The following is a 17,406-nucleotide window of genomic DNA, read 5'->3' on the forward strand; positions in this document are numbered from 1 at the left end:
GTAGTTCCACTCTTTTTTTTTTATTAAACTGTCTAACAATCTCAGACTTTTGCCTGATTATTAATTATTCAGAATTTAAACGCTTTTCAGATGTTTGAACATTTGCTAAAATAGGTTGGTCTTCTAAACTCTGGATAAATAACTATTCAGAGTTTAATAGTATTACAACGAATTGATGATGAAATGAAGGTGATATGATGAACGTATTTTTAAAGCTCGGTTGGTTTTTTAAAGAAAGGAAAAAGCAATACATTGTTGGACTTTTAGCTCTTACGTTAGTGGCCGTTTTACAATTGATTCCACCTAAAATTATCGGATATACAATTGATGAAATTGGTCAAGGTACATTAACGCTTAAGTCCTTATTAATTTGGTTAGGAATTATTCTTATTGCTTCCTTACTTATTTATGGATTACGTTATTTTTGGCGGTTAATGATTTTCGGTTCATCGAATTACATGGCTATGACGTTAAGGAAAAAGCTATTCCTTCATTTTTCAAAAATGAGCCCGTCATTTTATCAACAACGACGTGTAGGGGATTTAATGGCTCATGCTACAAATGATGTTTCGGCGGTACAACAGACAGCTGGTGGGGGAGTCTTAACACTATTTGACTCGATCACTACTGGTACGTTTGTCATTTTAGCAATGGCGATAACAATTGATTGGCGTTTAACGTTAATTGCATTAATACCAATGCCATTAGTTGCGATATCTTCCACTTATTATGGAAAACTTTTACACGAACGTTTCCATATTGCCCAATCCGCATTCTCCGACTTGAATGATAAAACACAGGAAAGTATAAGTGGAATTAAAGTCATTAAAACATTCGGTCAGGAAAATGATGATATTAACGATTTTAAGAGACTTTCGTCTGAAGTAGTTTCTAAAAATATGAAAGTAGCTCGTGTTGATTCGTTGTTTGACCCTACAATTAGTTTAATAATTGGAATTTCCTTCTTTTTAAGTTTAGGCTTTGGCGCAAAATTCATCGTCGAAGGATCTATGACCATTGGAGACCTAGTCGCGTTTAATACTTACTTAGGTTTACTCGTTTGGCCAATGCTTGCTTTTGGTATGTTGTTTAACATTATGGAGCGAGGTTCTGCATCATATGACCGTATTGAGAATATCTTATCAGTCCCAGTTGAAATAGATGATAAACCGAACGCTATCGATGAGAGACCCGATGGGAATTTAGTTTTTCATGTGAATGAGTTTAAATTTCCTGGAGATGAAAGTCCGAGTTTAAAAAATGTTCACTTTGAATTACATCGTGGAGAAACTCTAGGGATTGTTGGTAAAACTGGTTCCGGTAAAACAGCTATTCTCAAATTGTTATTACGGGAATTTGAAGGTTATGATGGAGAAATCACTTTCGGTGGAGAAAAAATAGATGCATATCGAAAAATGAGATTATTAGAAGCAATTGGTTACGTTCCACAAGATCATTTCTTATTCTCAACAACTATTTATAATAACATCGCATTCACAAACCCTGAAGCGAACACGAATCAAGTAGAATACGCAGCTAGACTAGCCCATATTCATGAAGATATTTTACGATTTTCTGATGGATATAAAACAATTGTTGGTGAAAGAGGGGTATCCCTTTCTGGTGGTCAAAAACAACGAATTTCCATTGCTAGAGCGTTAATGCCTAACCCTGAGTTACTAATTTTAGACGATTCTCTTTCTGCTGTAGACGCAAAAACGGAAGAAGCAATTTTAAAGGCATTAAAAGAAGAACGTCAAGATAAAACAACTATTATTACTTCACACCGTTTGAGTGCTATCCAACATGCACATGTCATTATTGTTTTACATGAAGGTACTATCGTTGAAAAAGGTACACATGAAGAGTTAATGGAATTAAAAGGCAGATATTATGAAATGTATAATCTTCAACAGTTAGAACAATTAGTAGAAAAGGGAGGGGAAGTTCATGAGTAAACAGACGGCCCTTTCAGGTAAAGAACAACGCAAAATACTGTTCAGATTGATTCGATATTTAATACCGCATAAGAAATCGGTAGCAATTGCATTATTTCTACTAATTCTTACAGTTACAGGGGATGTAATTGGCCCTTATTTAATAAAAGTCTTTTTAGATGATCATGTAGCAGTATTAAATTTCGATTCAAATCCAATTATCTTCCTTGCTGTTTCGTATATGGTAATTCAAATACTCAATGTCATCATCAGCTATCTCCAACTTTTAAAGTTCCAGGAGATTGCTTTAAATGTTGTTCAACAAATCAGAATTGACGTATTTTCAAAAATACACCGACTTGGAATGCGTTATTTTGACTCAACACCGGCCGGATCTATTGTATCTCGTGCGACAAATGACACGGAAGCTATTAAAGATTTATTTGTTTCCGTATTAATCGCATATGTGCAAGCAGTATTCTTAATTGTTGGTGTTTACATTGCCATGTTTATATTAAATCCAATGCTAGCTTTATTCGCCCTTGTATTACTCCCAATCATTTTGTTAATTATCGTTTTGTATAGAAAGTTTAGCTCTGTTGTCTATTTGACAATGCGAGAAAAGCTTAGCCAACTAAATGCAAAATTATCAGAAACTCTTTCTGGTATGAATATTGTTCAAGTATTTCGTCAAGAAGATCGTTTTAATGAAGAATTCAACGAAATTAATGACCAACATTATCAAGCGATGATGAACAATACAAGGTTGAATGCAGTATTACTTCGCCCAGTTATTGACTTAGTATATTTTGTAGCTATTATTTTAATTTTAAGTTTCTTCGGTATTACAAGCTTCAATACTGCGGTTGAAGTTGGGATGATATATGCGTTTATAACATACGTTACTAGATTCTTTGATCCAATCAATCAAGTAATGGAACGTTTAGCTTTTTATCAACAAGCAATTGTTGCTGCATCCCGAGTATTTGAGCTTCTAGATGATCCAGAAATTGAACCAGCACAAATTGAAAGTAAAGCAGAGATTAATGAAGGGCATATAGAATTTAAAGATGTTACCTTTAGTTATGATGGAAAGACTGATGTATTAAAGAATATTTCCTTTACTGTTAACCCTGGGGAAACAGTTGCACTCGTTGGTCATACGGGTAGCGGGAAGAGTTCAATTATCAATTTACTAATGAGATTTTACGAATTTGAGCATGGTGATATTATCATTGATGGCAAATCTATAAAATCCTATAGTAAAAAGGAACTTCGTAAAAAACTTGGTCTCGTATTACAAGATTCTTTCCTTTTTTACGGAACAATTGAAAGTAACATCCGTTTGTTTAATGAAAATTTATCAGATGAAGATGTTGTGGATGCAGCGAAGTTTGTTCAGGCAGATCAATTTATCGAAAAACTACCAAATAAATATCAACAAAAAGTTACTGAACGTGGTTCAACATTTTCAAGTGGTCAACGACAATTAATTGCTTTCGCAAGAACAGTCGCCGCAAATCCAAAAATTTTAATTTTAGATGAAGCTACTGCTGCGATAGATACAGAAACTGAAGTTGCTATTCAACAATCATTAGAAAAGATGAGAAAAGGGCGTACAACGATTGCGATCGCCCATCGACTTTCTACAATTCAAGATGCAGAACAAATACTGGTACTACATCAAGGTGAAATTGTAGAGCGTGGTACTCATCAGCAATTACTTGAACAAAAAGGCTTATATCATAAAATGTATTTATTACAAAATGGAATCGTAGAAGAAAGTGTCGCTAAATAAATATATGATTATTCTATCATTAAAAAAAATAGAACATTTACTTTGATAAAACCAAGTACTATAATTGGTTTAGCTTTTTGGAATAATCATAAGAAGGTGTAGGAATGACAGAGGAAAAAAAGGGCGTTATATATGCCTTAACAGCTTATGTAATTTGGGGGGCATTTCCGTTATACTGGAAACTATTAGAACATGTTGAAAGTTTGGAAATACTTATTAATAGAGTAATATGGTCCTTTATATTTACAACTATATTTATACTTTTATTAAAGCAAAGAAAACATTTAATCCAAGATATTAAATCACTATGGGAAAATAGAAAACTATTCTTTGCACTCTTGTCTGCATCTTTAGTGATCACTTGTAATTGGTATTTATATATTTGGGCAGTTAATCACGATCATGTGGTTGATGCAAGTCTTGGTTATTATATTAATCCTTTAATTACAGTTTTATTTGGTGTTATCTTTTTCAAAGAAAAGTTATCCAAAGCCCAGTTAAGTGCAGTTATCGTCGCATTTATTGGTGTATTAATAATGACAATAGGCTATGGTCAAGTTCCGTGGATTGCATTACTTATCGCACTTTCATTTGCAACTTATAGCGCATTGAAAAAGAAGATTACCTTAGAAGCTACACGTGGTTTAGCTATAGAGACGCTGCTAATTTTACCGATAGCTATTGGGTACTATATTTATCTGCTGAGTAGCAGTGAAACATCCTTACTACAAGTTAATTTAACTACGGACTTACTTTTAATATTAGGTGGAATTGTAACCGCAGTACCACTTGTCCTGTTTTCCAAGGGTGCACAGCGAATACCGCAATACTTAATAGGGTTTTTCCAATATTTTACTCCGACGGTAGCTCTTATTATTGGCGTTGTACTTTATAACGAACCATTTACAACTACAGATTTAATTGCATTTATTTTTATTTGGATAGCTGTTATTATTTTTGCAGCTTCCACAATTACTGAAATTCGAAAACGACATTTTGCAAAACAGCAAGGAACTATTCATGTGTAAAGTATTCTAATAATAAAGTAAATCGGCAAAGTTATTTGCCGATTTTTTAACGTACTGCAATTGTAATTTGTATATGAATTTCTAGTTTATATGGTAAAATATTAGTTGAATTTCAAAATTTTATATAAGGTAGAAAAGAAATTCATACTAAATTCATAAATATGTCATAAAGAATTCATAGTCAAAGTCAAGGCTTTCTTAAGAGAAATTTGATACTATGGAGACATTAATAGTAAGGAGCGAAAAACATGGGTACAGATATTAATGTCTTTTTAGCTTTTGGTGCAGGCTTTTTAAGTTTTATTTCACCATGTACACTCCCTTTATATCCTGCCTTTTTATCGTATATAACTGGTATGAGCTATAATGAGTTAAAAGATCCAAAAGGGATGTTACAAAAACGTGCAATTTTACATACGATCTTCTTTTTAATCGGGTTTTCAATTATTTTCATTGCAATCGGATTTGGAGCAACATTTGTTAAAGATATTTTCGTTAACTATGAAGATTTAATTAGACAAATTGGTGCTATCTTAATCGTAATTTTCGGATTAATGATTGTAGGGTTATTACAAGTTGGTTTCTTAATGAAAGACCATAAAATCGAATTCAAAAACCGACCTTCAGGATACTTTGGTTCTGCACTAATCGGACTAGCATTTGCAGCTGGTTGGACACCTTGTACAGGACCGATCTTGGCATCAATCATTTTATTAGCTTCTTCAAATCCTGAGTCAGGAATGTGGTATATGCTTGCATATTATTTTGGATTTGCAATTCCATTCTTTGTATTATCATTCTTCATTTCAAGACTTAGCTGGATTCGTAGGAATAGTCAGAAAATCGTTAAAGTTGGCGGATGGATCATGATTGCTGTCGGTATATTATTATTCTTTGATGGATTAGATTATATTATTCGAGTTCTAACACCGATATTTGGTGGTTTTACAGGCTTCTAAGCTTAATATAGCAATAAACACAAGCAATGTTTTTAGTGAGAGGGATTGAACGATATGCCAACAGTATTAGTGGTAGATGATGCTTTATTTATGAGAACTGCAGTAGGGAATATGTTTAAAGAGTGGGGATATGACGTTCATATTGCCACAAATGGAAAAGAAGCAGTGGATCTTTATCCTCAGATTTTACCTGATATAGTAACAATGGACATAACAATGCCAATTATGTCAGGCTTAGATGCAGTGAAACAAATAGTGCCTAATTATCCCGATGCAAAAATTATTATGATTACAGCTTTGGGACAACAACGAATTATCGTTGAAGCACTTGAGTACGGTGCCAAAGATTTTATTACGAAACCTTTTGATTCAACACAATTAAAAATGGTTGTCGACAAACTACTAGATTTATAGTTAAAACATATTAAAAAATCCTGCCATGTAACAGGCAGGATTTTTTTACGAAATAAATGATATATGCGAAATAATATTTTTTGTTTTTAACGACAAAATGTTTCAAGTGGTAATTTCGTAAAAATATAGTTATGATATAACAGATAAATAGAAGCACGGAGAGGAGGGTTCCTATGTTCGCTAATATACCTTCTCAATATTTAGTAGTAGGTTCAACAGTAATGGCCATTATTATGGGATCCATTCTTATGTTTGCTCGCATGCGTTCTCAAAAGCAACCGGTTAATCCTAAAAAAATATTAATTCCACCAGTTGCTATGTCAACAGGTGCCTTTATGTTTATTTTCGAAGAATTTCGGATTACCCCTTTACAAATATTAGAAGCCGTTGGAATAGGACTTGTTTTTTCAATTGTTTTAATAGCAACATCTAAGTTTGAAATTCGAAATAATGATATTTATATGAAGCGATCTAAAGCATTTTTCTTTATATTAATTGGACTTCTAATTGGAAGAATTATTCTAAAAATCTTTTTATCTGAGTCCTTTGATGTTGGGGAATTAGCAGGTATGTTTTGGACTTTAGCATTTGCTATGCTTTGGCCATGGAGAATTGTAATGTTTTTACAATATAAGAAACTTAAAAAAACTTTAATCAATTAATAAAAGGCTAATTTGAAAGATCAATTTCAAATTAGCCTTTTTCCATATAAGTATTACTCAAAAAGATGTTCATATGGTGTTAAATCGATGTTCATTTCTTCACATTTTTTACGTAAAAATTTATGGTCACGTTTTGGTGTAGCTTGAATATAACCACGAATAATAATGTCGTTAGAAATCTTTTTAGCTTTTTCCTCTAAAGCAAGTTGTCCTATTTTCCCTGCAATTTTTTCCTTCGCTACTTGTCGGAAAAGCTCTGGAACAGGACTTACTAATTCGTTGAGTAACTCTTTAGCATCGTCACTCCATAATTTAATCGTTTTATCGATATAATAGTTTTGCCAATCGAGATCTGACCAACCATCTTGTTTTGGTAAAGCCTTTAAAAACTTGCGGAACATAAAGAATCCGCCAATACCCATCATGACAGGTAGTGTTATAACCCAAAACAATATAAACCACATAAACCAACCTTCTAACAAAACATTCACCTCTTCTAACCCTTATCTAACAGGTACTTAAACAAGAGTTTAAAACCTAAGATTTAATCTTACTATAAAGTTCACCTATATTTTAAACACTAACTATTATTATAAAGTGAATTTAAAAACTTTCCACTAGTATGTCTCTTTTTCTGTTAAAACGAACTATATAAATAAGTGAAAGGGGGGTGAGGAAATGGCAGTTTACAATTTTGAAGGTGCAACATTAAAAGTTCTTTTTGAAACTGGACTTGATGAATACGGTAAACCAGTAGTTACAACGAAAACCTATCAAAATATTCGTAACAACGTAGAGGTTGAAAAAATTGCTACTGTAACACAAGCAATTGCTAGTTTATCAAAATACCAATTACATCAAGCGAAAAAAACGGAAACAAATGCTATCGAGTTTTAATTTTAATCTTAGCAATGTAAGACCGAATTGATCTAAAGAAAGGAGTAGGGAAATGGCATTAAACTTAGAAATGAGATTTAATACTGCCAATGGTAAAACATTAACGCTTACAGTCAGCGAACCAAAAGAGGATATTACTCCAGCAGAAGTAGCTACAGTAATGCAAACAATTATTGACCAAGATGTATTTCATAGCGAAGGATTCGCACTAGTAAGTATAAATCAAGCTCGCATTGTTGAAAGGAATGTCTCAGAACTCGAGCTAGTCTAGTAAAATAAATAAAAAATCTAATGAATGCCGACATAATCTAAAGTTGATTATGTCGGCATTAATCGATTATTTCTAAACAAAAAATACCGATAAGGAGGGTTATTTATGGAGGAAGTAGTTTTGTTAATTCAAGAAATAGGATTCCCCATCGTGGTGTCATTCTATTTACTGTATAGAATTGAAACAAAATTAGAAGCAATCCATACAGCCATCATTGGTATGAGGGAATAATGATTTCTGAAATTCATTTCACAAATTTGTTAATATTATGTCACTTCTAAGGTTGTACATGAATCATCTTTTTAGATAAGATTGAAGTAGATAATAGGGAGTTGATTATATGAAAAAAAGGCTACTTGGTCTTACTGGAATTATGATTCTTAGTATAATCCTTAGTGCATGTAGTAATTATAAGTTTAAAGCGGACGTAAATTACCCAATAGAGGATTTCACCATGACTGACCAGCGAGGGGATACGGTTACATTAGATGATTTAAAAGGTGAACCATGGTTAGCAATGTTTATATTTACAAATTGTACAACTGTTTGTCCGCCAATGACATTTAATATGACAGGAATCCAAGAAGAACTAATAGAACGCGGAGTAGAAGATTATAAACTTGTTGCATTTTCAGTTGATCCAGAATTTGATACACCTGAAGTGCTTACGAGATATTTAAGTAATTATCCAGTACCAGATGATTCGAAATGGCATTTGCTAACTGGTTATGATCAAAAATTCATCGAACAATTTGCATTAAGTTCCTTTAAGTCTTTTGTTAAAAAACCAGAAGATGGTGGAGAAGTTATTCATATGAGTACATTCCATCTTGTTGACGAAACAGGAACACTAGTTAAAAATTATGATGGTTATTCTGCTGATGGTTCTATTTCTTTTGATACGATTGCAATTGATATGAAAACGTTAATTGAAGAGAGATTAGGTAAATAAATTCAAAAAACAACAAGGAATTTCTTTCTTGTTGTTTTTTTGCTTATAAATTGCCGTTTTTGTTAAATACTAAAATTGAATTTTGAAGGAGGTTTAACAAGTGAAAAAAGTATCAGAAATTATGACTAAGAACGTTCAATTTTGTACACCACACGAATCTTTAGTTACTGCAGCAAAAATAATGCGTGATGTAGACTGTGGATCTGTTCCTGTATGTGATTCTAATAGAGTTATTGGAATGATTACAGACCGAGATATCGTTATTAAGTGTATAGCAACAGGTAATAATGTAAATGAAGTACATTGCCACGATGTAATGACTCATGATGTAGTTACTTGCTCACCAGATACAGATGTTCATGAATGTGCTCGACTAATGGCACAGCATCAAATACGGAGAATTCCAGTAGTCAATGAGAAAGGCGAACTTATGGGAATTTGCGCAATTGGGGACTTAGCACAAGAAAACATTTACATTAATGAAGCAGGGGAAGCTTTAAGCGATATTTCTGAACCTGATAATTACCGACATTAATAAATAAACGCTTCGCGCTAATGTTAGCGCCAAGCGTTTATTTTATATTATAAAAATTCTTTTGTTAATTGTTCAAATACTTGTTTTAAATCAGCGATAATATCATCTGCTTCTTCTAACCCTACAGAGAATCGTAATAAACGATCATCTACACCACGAGCAATTCGTTCTTCATATGGAATATCTGCATGTGTTTGAGTAGCTGGGTAGGTAATAAAGCTTTCTGCACCACCAAGACTTTCTGCAAAAGTTATTAACTGAATCTTTTGTAGGAAAGGATTAACCATGTCAGCATGTTTTACACGGAATGAAAGCATACCGCCTTTTCCTGTATAAAGTACATCAGTAACAAGTGGTTCACTCTCTAAATAAGCAGCCACTTTTTTCGCATTAAAGTCATGTTGTTTTAAACGTAAATGTAATGTTTTTAAACCACGAATTAATAACCAGCTATCAAATGGGGATAATACAAGCCCCATTCCGTTATGAGCAAAGGCAAGTTTTTCACTTAACTCTTGTCCTTTAGAAACGACTAATCCAGCTAATACATCATTATGTCCACCTATATATTTTGTCGCACTATGGAAAACGATGTCTGCACCGTGTTCAATAGGGCGTTGGAAATAAGGTGTGTAGAATGTATTATCAACAATAAATAAAATATTATGTTTTTTACAAATCGCTGCGAACTTGTCCAAATCAAATTCTATCATTAGCGGATTAGTTGGTGTTTCAAGTATGATTGCTTTTGTATTTTCTGTTATTAAACTTTCTACATCTTGATCTGGTTTAAAATATTTTGGTGAAATATTATATGATTCGCTAAAAGTTTTTAATAAACGATAAGTTCCACCATAAACATCATCAGGTAAGATGATTTCATCACCTGGTCTAAATAATGAAAGTATTAATTGAATTGCTGCCATTCCTGAACTACAAGCAAATCCTGCATCCCCAGATTCTAAATCAGCAATTCCTTTTTCCAATATTTCACGTGTAGGGTTTTTTGTTCGTGTATAGTCATAACCTGTTGATTGACCAACACCAGCGTGTTTGTACGCAGTTGAGAAATGAATAGGTGGGTTTACTGCACCAGTTCTTGGATCACTCTGGTTACCTAGTTGAACTAATTTTGTTTCAATCGCTTTTTTCGACATCGTTGTTTCACTCTTTCTATCGTTACTAAACTCTTTTTTAAAAAGTATGAATATTAACTTTTATTTATACAATTTATCACGATAAAGTGTTGAAAACAACCGAGTTTATTAGATTTTTATTAAGAACTATTGAATTATTATTAATTTTTAACTTGATGTAACTATTAATTATTTTTTTCCTTTAATAAATCGCGGATTTCTTTTAATAGTTCCTCTTTGTTATCTACAACAACAGGTGCTTCTTCTTTCTCTTCTTCTTTCTTCTTACGGTTTAACTTAGCTAGTAAACGTAAAGCCATAAAAATAGAAAAAGCAATAATTAAGAAATCAACGATAGATTGTAAAAACACTCCGAACTGGATAGTTCCTTCTCCAACCTCAAAAACAAAACTCTTCGTTAAATCGATACCACCTAATAATATTCCAACTAATGGCATGATAATATTATCTACTAAAGAAGTAACAATCTTACCAAATGCACCACCAATAACAACGGCTATAGCAAGATCTACGATATTACCTTTCATAGCAAATGCTTTAAAATCTTTCCACATACAATCGACTCCTTGGTTTTTTTAAGTAATTTAGTATAGAATTACATTGTTATATTATCTTTTTATTTTCCTTTGATAACAAGAATTTTAATTCAAATTTAATGCAAAAATTTAAGGTGGATTTTATGGTTAGTAAAAAAAAGAAAAAAAGAAAACCTCTGCTTACTCCGGGCACTAAACTATTATTAATCATCGTTTTAATACCTATATCTATTACACTTTATTATTCATCTTTTATTATTTGGCAACAATTGAATACGAAACTATCATTTTTAGTAGATGGAAAATCTGCAACATTAACCGAATTTGAAAAAATACAAGGTGAATTTGATCTGAAAATACCAGAGGAATACTTACCAATTTATATTTCTGCTGGTGAACAATTCGATATTCCTTGGACATTACTAGCAGCACATCATCGGGTAGAAACACGGTTTTCAACAATGAAAAGTCTTATCTCTCCAGTAGGTGCAGAAGGCCATATGCAATTTATGCCTTGTACATTTGTAGGGTGGGGTCACCCAACTTGTAGTGGTTTAGGGAAAGGGGATATTCCAGAATCCGAAAAAACTAATCCTGAAGTGATTAGAGCATATGGTGGATATGGTGTTGATGCAAATGGCGATGGTAAAGCAGATCCATTTCACATAGAAGATGCCATATACAGTGCTGCAAAATATCTTTCCGCTTCTGGAGCAAAAGATGGAAATTTAGAAAAAGCAATTTTCCAATATAACCATAGCGAAAAATATGTTCAAGATGTTCTTCACTTTTACAATCAATATGAAGGGGTAAGTAGAGAATTAGAGACTTATGCTACAACGAATAACAATGGTACATTTTAAAGTAAAAAGGGTCGTCATACAACAGTAAGAGACGACCCTAATTTTATATTAATGTTCATGTTGCTTTTTTAAATGAACGCATAATAAACGATACAATGAAAATTAAAATGATTGCACCTACTAATGCTGGAAAAACATAAAAATCAGAGACTTGCCATCCCCAATTACCAAGTAGTGCACTACCTATCCATGAACCAATGATCCCAGCCACAATGTTCCCAATAACACCACCCGGAACATCTCTACCTAGGATTACTCCTGCCAACCATCCTAGTACACCACCGATAATTAAAAACCAAATGAAGCTCATCATAGTTGTCCATCTCCTCTAAAAAAAGTAAGTACTTCATTTTGTAACTAACATGTCAAATTATGAAGTGTCTGTACTATACATTTTTTATCAAAAACAGAAAAGTATACATGATATTTAACGATTTTAGAAAAATATTTAAAAAAGAAAATTAAATGTATTTTTTCAAAATATTTAGCAAATTCAGAAAAGTATTATCATATAATTTTAAACACAAGTTCGACAAAACTAAATAAGGAGTGGGTGCTTAATGGATTGGCAACGAGAAAAAAGGTTAAATCGTCAAGCTTTAATTTTTGTAGTACTTCACTCGGTCGTTCTTTTTAACTTATCATTTGATTTTATTGTTTTAATGTAATACCTCTTCTTCCTGAGCCTAAGTAAAATCTTAGGCTCTTTACTTTTTTTCTCATAAAAACTCCACATTTTTATCCAATAAAATTTAATCAAAATATTTTAATAATTTCATAAAAAAGCAAAAATCATTATTTACGACGTTGTAAACGATTTCAACGAGAATATAATTTCTTAATTATAAAAATTGTTAGAAAAATTCGGTTGACTAAAGTGTTTTCTTGTACTATGATGACAACAATTTAAAAATTATTATTCTTTCAAACCACAGCAACAAAGTTTCATAGAACTAAATTGCGAATGTGTGATTCTAAGATTAATAATCTAAATGTAATATACAAATATTAATAATTAGAAAATGTGGGGCGTATCAATTATGAGAAGTGATATGATTAAATTAGGAGTTGATCGTGCTCCTCACCGTAGTCTTTTATACGCTACTGGAAAAGTTAAAGCTAAAGACTTAGGAAAACCATTTATCGGTGTATGTAACTCTTATATCGATATCATTCCTGGTCACGTTCATTTACAAGAATTTGCTAAGGAAGTAAAAGAAGCAATTATCGAAGCTGGTGGAATTCCATTTGAATTCAATACAATTGGTGTAGATGATGGAATTGCAATGGGTCATATTGGTATGCGATATTCATTACCAAGTAGAGAGCTAATTGCTGATTCAGCTGAAACAGTGATTAATGCTCACTGGTTTGATGGCGTATTTTATATTCCTAATTGCGATAAAATTACACCAGGTATGTTAATGGCGGCTGTCCGCACAAATGTACCATCAATTTTCGTTTCTGGCGGTCCGATGGAGGCAGGTACTTCATCAACTGGTAAACAACTTTCATTAACATCCGTTTTTGAAGGTGTTGGTGCTCACAAAGCTGGTACAATGTCAGCAGAAGAGTTACTAGATATCGAGAATAACGCTTGTCCGACTTGTGGTTCATGTTCAGGTATGTTCACAGCAAACTCTATGAACTGTTTAATGGAAATGCTAGGTGTAGCTCTTCCTGGTAACGGTACGATTGTTGCAACAAGTGAAAGACGTAAAGAACTAATTCGTGAAGCGGCAAAACAACTAATTCGTATGGTGAAAGAGGATGTTAAACCTCGCGACATTATTACAAAAGAAGCGATTGACGATGCATTTGCTTTAGACATGGCTATGGGTGGTTCAACGAATACTGTTTTACATACTTTAGCTATTGCAAACGAAGCGGAAATCGATTATAGCATTGAAGACATTAACAAAGTTGCTGAGCGTGTACCATACTTAGCAAAAATTATGCCAGCGTCAGACATCTCAATGGATGATATAAATAAAGCTGGTGGTGTCGAAGCTATTATTAATGAATTAACAAAAATTCCTGGAGCAATTCATCCTGATCGTATTACTGTTACTGGTAAAACAATGGGTGAATTAGTTAAAGGATTTGAAATTACAAACGATAAAGTGATAAGAACTAAAGATAATCCATATAGTCCTGTAGGCGGTTTATCTGTCTTATTTGGAAATATCGCACCTGAAGGTTCTGTTATTAAAGTAGGGGCGGTTGATCCATCCATTAAAACTTTCACAGGTGAAGCAATTGTTTTTGATTCACAAGAGGAAGCACAAGCGGCAATTGATGACGGAAGTGTACGTGAAGGTCACGTAGTAGTAATCCGCTATGAAGGTCCTAAAGGTGGACCGGGAATGCCGGAAATGCTTGCACCAACTTCAGCAATTATGGGTCGCGGTCTAGGAACAAAAGTTGCCTTAATTACTGATGGTAGATTTAGTGGAGCTTCTCGTGGTATTTCCATTGGCCATATTTCTCCAGAAGCTGCAGAAGGTGGACCTATTGCTTTAGTTGAAAATGGAGATATAATTGAAATAGATTTACCAAATCGAACTATTAACCTACAAGTTTCACAAGAAGTATTAGATGAGCGTCGCAAAAATCTTAAACCATTTGAACCTAAAATCAAAAAAGGTTGGTTAGCTCGTTACTCTAAGCTTGTGACAAATGCCTCAAAAGGCGGTATCATGAGTATATAAATTTTTAGTTTGAATAATATAATCGATGATGAGGTTAAAGATTATAGAGCCTTGTATCTACCAGAGAGTCGGGATTGCTGGAACCCGGCGGTACAACTATAATCGACTTCCCCTCGGAGTGAGCTATTAAACGCTTTACGCAATTAGATAGCTCCGGGCATATTCGAAGTGCTCGTTATTAATGAATAGTGTATTCATCAATGATACACTGAATTTTCATACTATTTTGAAACATTCAGTGTAGGTGAATATTTACACACTATTCCCGAGGTAGCTTTTAGCTATAAACAAGGGTGGTACCATGAAAGTCTTTTTCATCCCTTCGCGAAAGGTCTTCTTTTGCGTGGGAGAAAAAGGCTTTTTTTTATTAACAATGAATAGGAGGATTCAGAAAGATGACTACGAACACTTCAACAAGTGTAAAAATAGATGATCAAATGACTCAAACAGAAGAGACATTTAAACCGAAAAACGGAGCTGATTTGTTAGTTCATGCGTTAAAGGAACAAGATGTTGATATTGTTTTTGGATACCCAGGAGGAGCAGTTTTAAATGTGTATGATGCACTTTATAAAAATCCAATTAGACATATTTTAACACGTCATGAACAAGGTGCGATTCATGCTGCAGAAGGGTATGCTCGTGTATTAAATAAACCAGGTGTTGTTATTGCAACTTCAGGTCCAGGAGCTACGAATCTAGTAACTGGTATTACTGATGCAATGATCGACTCAATACCGTTAGTTATCTTTACAGGTCAAGTAGCTACAAGTGTTATCGGCTCAGACGCATTCCAAGAAGCAGATATTATCGGTATTACAACTCCTATTACAAAACATAACTATCAAGTTCAAGATGTTCGCGATATTCCTCGAATTATTAAAGAGGCTTTCCATATCGCAAACACAGGTAGAAAAGGTCCGGTATTAATCGACTTCCCTAAAAATATTTCAGCAGATTTATTTGATGTATCTGATTTATTAGGTAATGATGAACCAATTTACTTACCAGGTTACCAACCAAATACACGACCTAATTACTTACAAATTCAAAAGGCAGCTCAAGCGATTTCTGAAGCGAAAAAACCTCTAGTTCTTGCAGGTGCTGGAGTATTATTTGCAGATGCACGTGCTGAATTAACTGAATTTGTCGAAAAGTATCAATTACCAGTTATTAACACGCTACTTGGCTTAGGAAGTATTCATGGCGATCACGAGTTAAACTTCGGAATGGCTGGAATGCACGGAGCAGCAGTTGCCAATGATGCAATTCAAAAATGTGATTTACTAATTAATATCGGAGCTCGTTTTGACGATCGTTTAACAGGAGATACAAAACGATTTGCACCAAATGCAACAATTATTCACATTGATATTGACCCAGCTGAAATTGGTAAAAACATCCCTACAGATATTCCGATTGTTGCTGACGCTAAAGAAGCGATTAAAGCGTTAATCAATAAAGACTTCCAAGCACCTGATAATGCAGATTGGTTAGATTTCTTAAGACAAAAACAAAACGATTATCCATACTGGTACGTTGAAGATGAAAGTGAGATTTTACCTCAACAAATTATCGAAATGGTCCACGCAATTACTGGTGGAGATGCAATCGTAACTACGGATGTTGGTCAACATCAAATGTGGGCTGCACAATATTATAAATTAAATAACGATCATAGTTGGGTAACTTCAGGTGGTTTAGGAACTATGGGGTTCGGTTTCCCAGCAGCGATCGGTGCACAATTTGCAAAACCTAATAAAAAAGTTATTGCAATCGTTGGTGATGCAGGTTTCCAAATGACTAACCAAGAACTGGCATTATTAAATGAATATAATTTACCAGTTAAAGTTGTCATCATTAACAACGCTGCACTAGGAATGGTTCGTCAATGGCAGGAACTATTCTATGATGGCCGATATTCTCAATCCTTAATGCCAGTACAACCTGACTTTGTAAAACTAGCAGATGCTTTTGGAGTAAAAGGATATCGCATCAATACAATCGACGAAGCAGCTTCAATTTTAGAGGAAGCAATAAATTCAAACGAACCAGCTGTGATCGATGCAAGAGTAAAACAACATGAAAATGTATACCCAATGGTTCCTGCCGGAAAATCACTAGATGACATTGTAGGGGTGAAAAGAATATGAGGAGAGTTATTACAGTAACGGTTTTAAACCAAAGTGGTGTTTTAAATCGTGTCACTGGGTTATTAATGAAACGTCAATTCAACATTGAATCCATTACAGTTGGAGTGACGGAACAACCAAACATTTCAAAAATGACATTTGTTGTAAATATTATCGACGAAGTCAAACTTGAACAAATGATCAAACAATTGTCTAAACAAATAGATGTACTTAAAGTCAATGATATTACGGATAAATCAATTGTTACTCGTGAATTAGCATTAATAAAGGTTGTTTCACCAGCTAATTTACGATTAGAAATGAATGCAATTGTTGAACCGTTTAGACCTCAAGTTATTGACACTTCTAAAAATGTCGTAACGTATCAAGTCGTAGGTAATCCTGAAAAAATCGATGCATTTATCGAAATTATCCGACCTTATGGCATTAAAGAATTAACTCGTACGGGCGTAACTGCTACAGTACGTGAAACACAACCTATTGAAACACCGCAACTCGCTATACTGAAGTAAGAATTTAACTTCTTACAAGGG

19 protein-coding genes are annotated in these 17,406 nt (G+C 33.6%); 15 read left to right on the forward strand and 4 right to left on the reverse strand.

What is annotated here, in order from left to right:
* Positions 1 to 197: 197 nt before the first annotated feature.
* From CRO45_RS05880 to CRO45_RS05905, 6 genes are all read left to right on the forward strand, one after another.
* Positions 198 to 1,958, forward strand: coding sequence for an ABC transporter transmembrane domain-containing protein (locus CRO45_RS05880; protein ID WP_097148726.1), 1,761 nt, complete (start codon positions 198 to 200; stop codon positions 1,956 to 1,958).
* Positions 1,951 to 3,735, forward strand: coding sequence for an ABC transporter ATP-binding protein (locus tag CRO45_RS05885; protein ID WP_097148727.1), 1,785 nt, complete (start codon positions 1,951 to 1,953; stop codon positions 3,733 to 3,735). Before CRO45_RS05880 ends, CRO45_RS05885 begins: the two co-directional genes overlap by 8 nt.
* Before the next feature lie 104 nt (positions 3,736 to 3,839).
* Positions 3,840 to 4,763 (forward strand): EamA family transporter RarD, encoded by a 924-nt coding sequence (rarD, locus tag CRO45_RS05890; protein WP_097148728.1) that lies wholly within the window; start codon positions 3,840 to 3,842, stop codon positions 4,761 to 4,763.
* A 248-nt stretch (positions 4,764 to 5,011) separates the two neighbouring features.
* Positions 5,012 to 5,722 carry a cytochrome c biogenesis CcdA family protein gene (locus CRO45_RS05895; protein WP_097148729.1) on the forward strand — a complete coding sequence of 237 codons (711 nt, stop codon included), beginning with the start codon at positions 5,012 to 5,014 and terminating at the stop codon, positions 5,720 to 5,722.
* Positions 5,723 to 5,776: 54 nt separating this feature from the next.
* A complete protein-coding gene (locus tag CRO45_RS05900) occupies positions 5,777 to 6,136 on the forward strand; it encodes a response regulator (protein ID WP_097148730.1) in 360 nt (119 codons plus the stop codon).
* A gap of 173 nt (positions 6,137 to 6,309) precedes the next feature.
* Positions 6,310 to 6,798, forward strand: a complete 489-nt coding sequence (locus CRO45_RS05905; RefSeq protein WP_097148731.1) for a CcdC family protein — start codon at positions 6,310 to 6,312, stop codon at positions 6,796 to 6,798.
* 53 nt (positions 6,799 to 6,851) lie between these two features.
* Here CRO45_RS05905 and CRO45_RS05910 read toward each other — a convergent pair whose 3' ends face one another.
* Positions 6,852 to 7,280, reverse strand: a complete 429-nt coding sequence (locus tag CRO45_RS05910; RefSeq protein ID WP_212613420.1) for a DUF2621 domain-containing protein — start codon at positions 7,278 to 7,280, stop codon at positions 6,852 to 6,854.
* 196 nt (positions 7,281 to 7,476) lie between these two features.
* Here CRO45_RS05910 and CRO45_RS05915 point away from each other — a divergent pair, with 196 nt between their 5' ends.
* From CRO45_RS05915 to CRO45_RS05935, 5 genes are all read left to right on the forward strand, one after another.
* Positions 7,477 to 7,695 (forward strand): DUF1659 domain-containing protein, encoded by a 219-nt coding sequence (locus CRO45_RS05915; RefSeq protein WP_097148732.1) that lies wholly within the window; start codon positions 7,477 to 7,479, stop codon positions 7,693 to 7,695.
* A 52-nt stretch (positions 7,696 to 7,747) separates the two neighbouring features.
* Complete coding sequence (locus CRO45_RS05920) at positions 7,748 to 7,966, forward strand: DUF2922 domain-containing protein (protein WP_097148733.1); 219 nt, start codon at positions 7,748 to 7,750, stop codon at positions 7,964 to 7,966.
* Between the two features lie 105 nt (positions 7,967 to 8,071).
* Positions 8,072 to 8,197, forward strand: a complete 126-nt coding sequence (locus CRO45_RS05925; protein ID WP_097148734.1) for a YvrJ family protein — start codon at positions 8,072 to 8,074, stop codon at positions 8,195 to 8,197.
* Between the two features lie 109 nt (positions 8,198 to 8,306).
* Complete coding sequence (locus CRO45_RS05930; RefSeq protein ID WP_097148735.1) at positions 8,307 to 8,918, forward strand: SCO family protein; 612 nt, start codon at positions 8,307 to 8,309, stop codon at positions 8,916 to 8,918.
* A 121-nt stretch (positions 8,919 to 9,039) separates the two neighbouring features.
* On the forward strand, positions 9,040 to 9,453 hold the full coding sequence (locus tag CRO45_RS05935; RefSeq protein ID WP_408057113.1) for a CBS domain-containing protein: 414 nt from the start codon (positions 9,040 to 9,042) through the stop codon (positions 9,451 to 9,453).
* 47 nt (positions 9,454 to 9,500) lie between these two features.
* Here CRO45_RS05935 and CRO45_RS05940 read toward each other — a convergent pair whose 3' ends face one another.
* The gene (locus tag CRO45_RS05940) at positions 9,501 to 10,610 is read right to left on the reverse strand and encodes a methionine biosynthesis PLP-dependent protein (RefSeq protein ID WP_097148737.1); all 1,110 of its coding nucleotides are present in this window, start codon (positions 10,608 to 10,610) and stop codon (positions 9,501 to 9,503) included.
* Between the two features lie 164 nt (positions 10,611 to 10,774).
* Positions 10,775 to 11,164 carry a large conductance mechanosensitive channel protein MscL gene (gene mscL / locus CRO45_RS05945; RefSeq protein ID WP_097148738.1) on the reverse strand — a complete coding sequence of 130 codons (390 nt, stop codon included), beginning with the start codon at positions 11,162 to 11,164 and terminating at the stop codon, positions 10,775 to 10,777.
* A gap of 125 nt (positions 11,165 to 11,289) precedes the next feature.
* On the opposite strand from mscL, the gene CRO45_RS05950 reads away from it, so the two are divergent.
* Entirely contained in the window at positions 11,290 to 12,009 is a 720-nt protein-coding gene (locus CRO45_RS05950; RefSeq protein ID WP_097148739.1) for a lytic transglycosylase domain-containing protein, read from the forward strand.
* Positions 12,010 to 12,064: 55 nt separating this feature from the next.
* On the opposite strand, the gene CRO45_RS05955 is transcribed toward CRO45_RS05950, so the two are convergent.
* Positions 12,065 to 12,319, reverse strand: a complete 255-nt coding sequence (locus tag CRO45_RS05955) for a GlsB/YeaQ/YmgE family stress response membrane protein (protein WP_170949429.1) — start codon at positions 12,317 to 12,319, stop codon at positions 12,065 to 12,067.
* A 730-nt stretch (positions 12,320 to 13,049) separates the two neighbouring features.
* On the opposite strand from CRO45_RS05955, the gene ilvD reads away from it, so the two are divergent.
* The 3 genes from ilvD to ilvN all read left to right on the forward strand — a co-directional run bounded on the left by ilvD (position 13,050) and on the right by ilvN (position 17,385).
* Entirely contained in the window at positions 13,050 to 14,720 is a 1,671-nt protein-coding gene (gene ilvD / locus CRO45_RS05960; protein ID WP_097148741.1) for a dihydroxy-acid dehydratase, read from the forward strand.
* A 395-nt stretch (positions 14,721 to 15,115) separates the two neighbouring features.
* Positions 15,116 to 16,873 (forward strand): biosynthetic-type acetolactate synthase large subunit, encoded by a 1,758-nt coding sequence (gene ilvB / locus CRO45_RS05965; RefSeq protein WP_097148742.1) that lies wholly within the window; start codon positions 15,116 to 15,118, stop codon positions 16,871 to 16,873.
* Positions 16,870 to 17,385, forward strand: coding sequence for an acetolactate synthase small subunit (ilvN, locus tag CRO45_RS05970; RefSeq protein ID WP_097148743.1), 516 nt, complete (start codon positions 16,870 to 16,872; stop codon positions 17,383 to 17,385). The genes ilvB and ilvN overlap by 4 nt, the downstream gene beginning before the upstream one ends.
* Positions 17,386 to 17,406 lie beyond the last annotated feature (21 nt).

The sequence above is a fragment of the Ureibacillus acetophenoni genome, from assembly GCF_900220965.1.
In the GTDB taxonomy this organism is placed as follows: Bacteria; Bacillota; Bacilli; order Bacillales_A; family Planococcaceae; genus Ureibacillus; species Ureibacillus acetophenoni.

What these genes read in the sequence shown, in the direction of transcription:
- CRO45_RS05880 (WP_097148726.1), top strand. Translation starts at nt 198, where the DNA reads ATGAACGTATTTTTAAAGCTCGGTTGGTTTTTTAAAGAAAGGAAAAAG.
- CRO45_RS05885 (WP_097148727.1), top strand. Translation starts at nt 1,951, where the DNA reads ATGAGTAAACAGACGGCCCTTTCAGGTAAAGAACAACGCAAAATACTG.
- rarD (WP_097148728.1), top strand. Translation starts at nt 3,840, where the DNA reads ATGACAGAGGAAAAAAAGGGCGTTATATATGCCTTAACAGCTTATGTA.
- CRO45_RS05895 (WP_097148729.1), top strand. Translation starts at nt 5,012, where the DNA reads ATGGGTACAGATATTAATGTCTTTTTAGCTTTTGGTGCAGGCTTTTTA.
- CRO45_RS05900 (WP_097148730.1), top strand. Translation starts at nt 5,777, where the DNA reads ATGCCAACAGTATTAGTGGTAGATGATGCTTTATTTATGAGAACTGCA.
- CRO45_RS05905 (WP_097148731.1), top strand. Translation starts at nt 6,310, where the DNA reads ATGTTCGCTAATATACCTTCTCAATATTTAGTAGTAGGTTCAACAGTA.
- CRO45_RS05915 (WP_097148732.1), top strand. Translation starts at nt 7,477, where the DNA reads ATGGCAGTTTACAATTTTGAAGGTGCAACATTAAAAGTTCTTTTTGAA.
- CRO45_RS05920 (WP_097148733.1), top strand. Translation starts at nt 7,748, where the DNA reads ATGGCATTAAACTTAGAAATGAGATTTAATACTGCCAATGGTAAAACA.
- CRO45_RS05925 (WP_097148734.1), top strand. Translation starts at nt 8,072, where the DNA reads ATGGAGGAAGTAGTTTTGTTAATTCAAGAAATAGGATTCCCCATCGTG.
- CRO45_RS05930 (WP_097148735.1), top strand. Translation starts at nt 8,307, where the DNA reads ATGAAAAAAAGGCTACTTGGTCTTACTGGAATTATGATTCTTAGTATA.
- CRO45_RS05935 (WP_408057113.1), top strand. Translation starts at nt 9,040, where the DNA reads ATGACTAAGAACGTTCAATTTTGTACACCACACGAATCTTTAGTTACT.
- CRO45_RS05940 (WP_097148737.1), bottom strand. Translation starts at nt 10,610, where the DNA reads ATGTCGAAAAAAGCGATTGAAACAAAATTAGTTCAACTAGGTAACCAG.
- mscL (WP_097148738.1), bottom strand. Translation starts at nt 11,164, where the DNA reads ATGTGGAAAGATTTTAAAGCATTTGCTATGAAAGGTAATATCGTAGAT.
- CRO45_RS05950 (WP_097148739.1), top strand. Translation starts at nt 11,290, where the DNA reads ATGGTTAGTAAAAAAAAGAAAAAAAGAAAACCTCTGCTTACTCCGGGC.
- CRO45_RS05955 (WP_170949429.1), bottom strand. Translation starts at nt 12,319, where the DNA reads ATGAGCTTCATTTGGTTTTTAATTATCGGTGGTGTACTAGGATGGTTG.
- ilvD (WP_097148741.1), top strand. Translation starts at nt 13,050, where the DNA reads ATGAGAAGTGATATGATTAAATTAGGAGTTGATCGTGCTCCTCACCGT.
- ilvB (WP_097148742.1), top strand. Translation starts at nt 15,116, where the DNA reads ATGACTACGAACACTTCAACAAGTGTAAAAATAGATGATCAAATGACT.
- ilvN (WP_097148743.1), top strand. Translation starts at nt 16,870, where the DNA reads ATGAGGAGAGTTATTACAGTAACGGTTTTAAACCAAAGTGGTGTTTTA.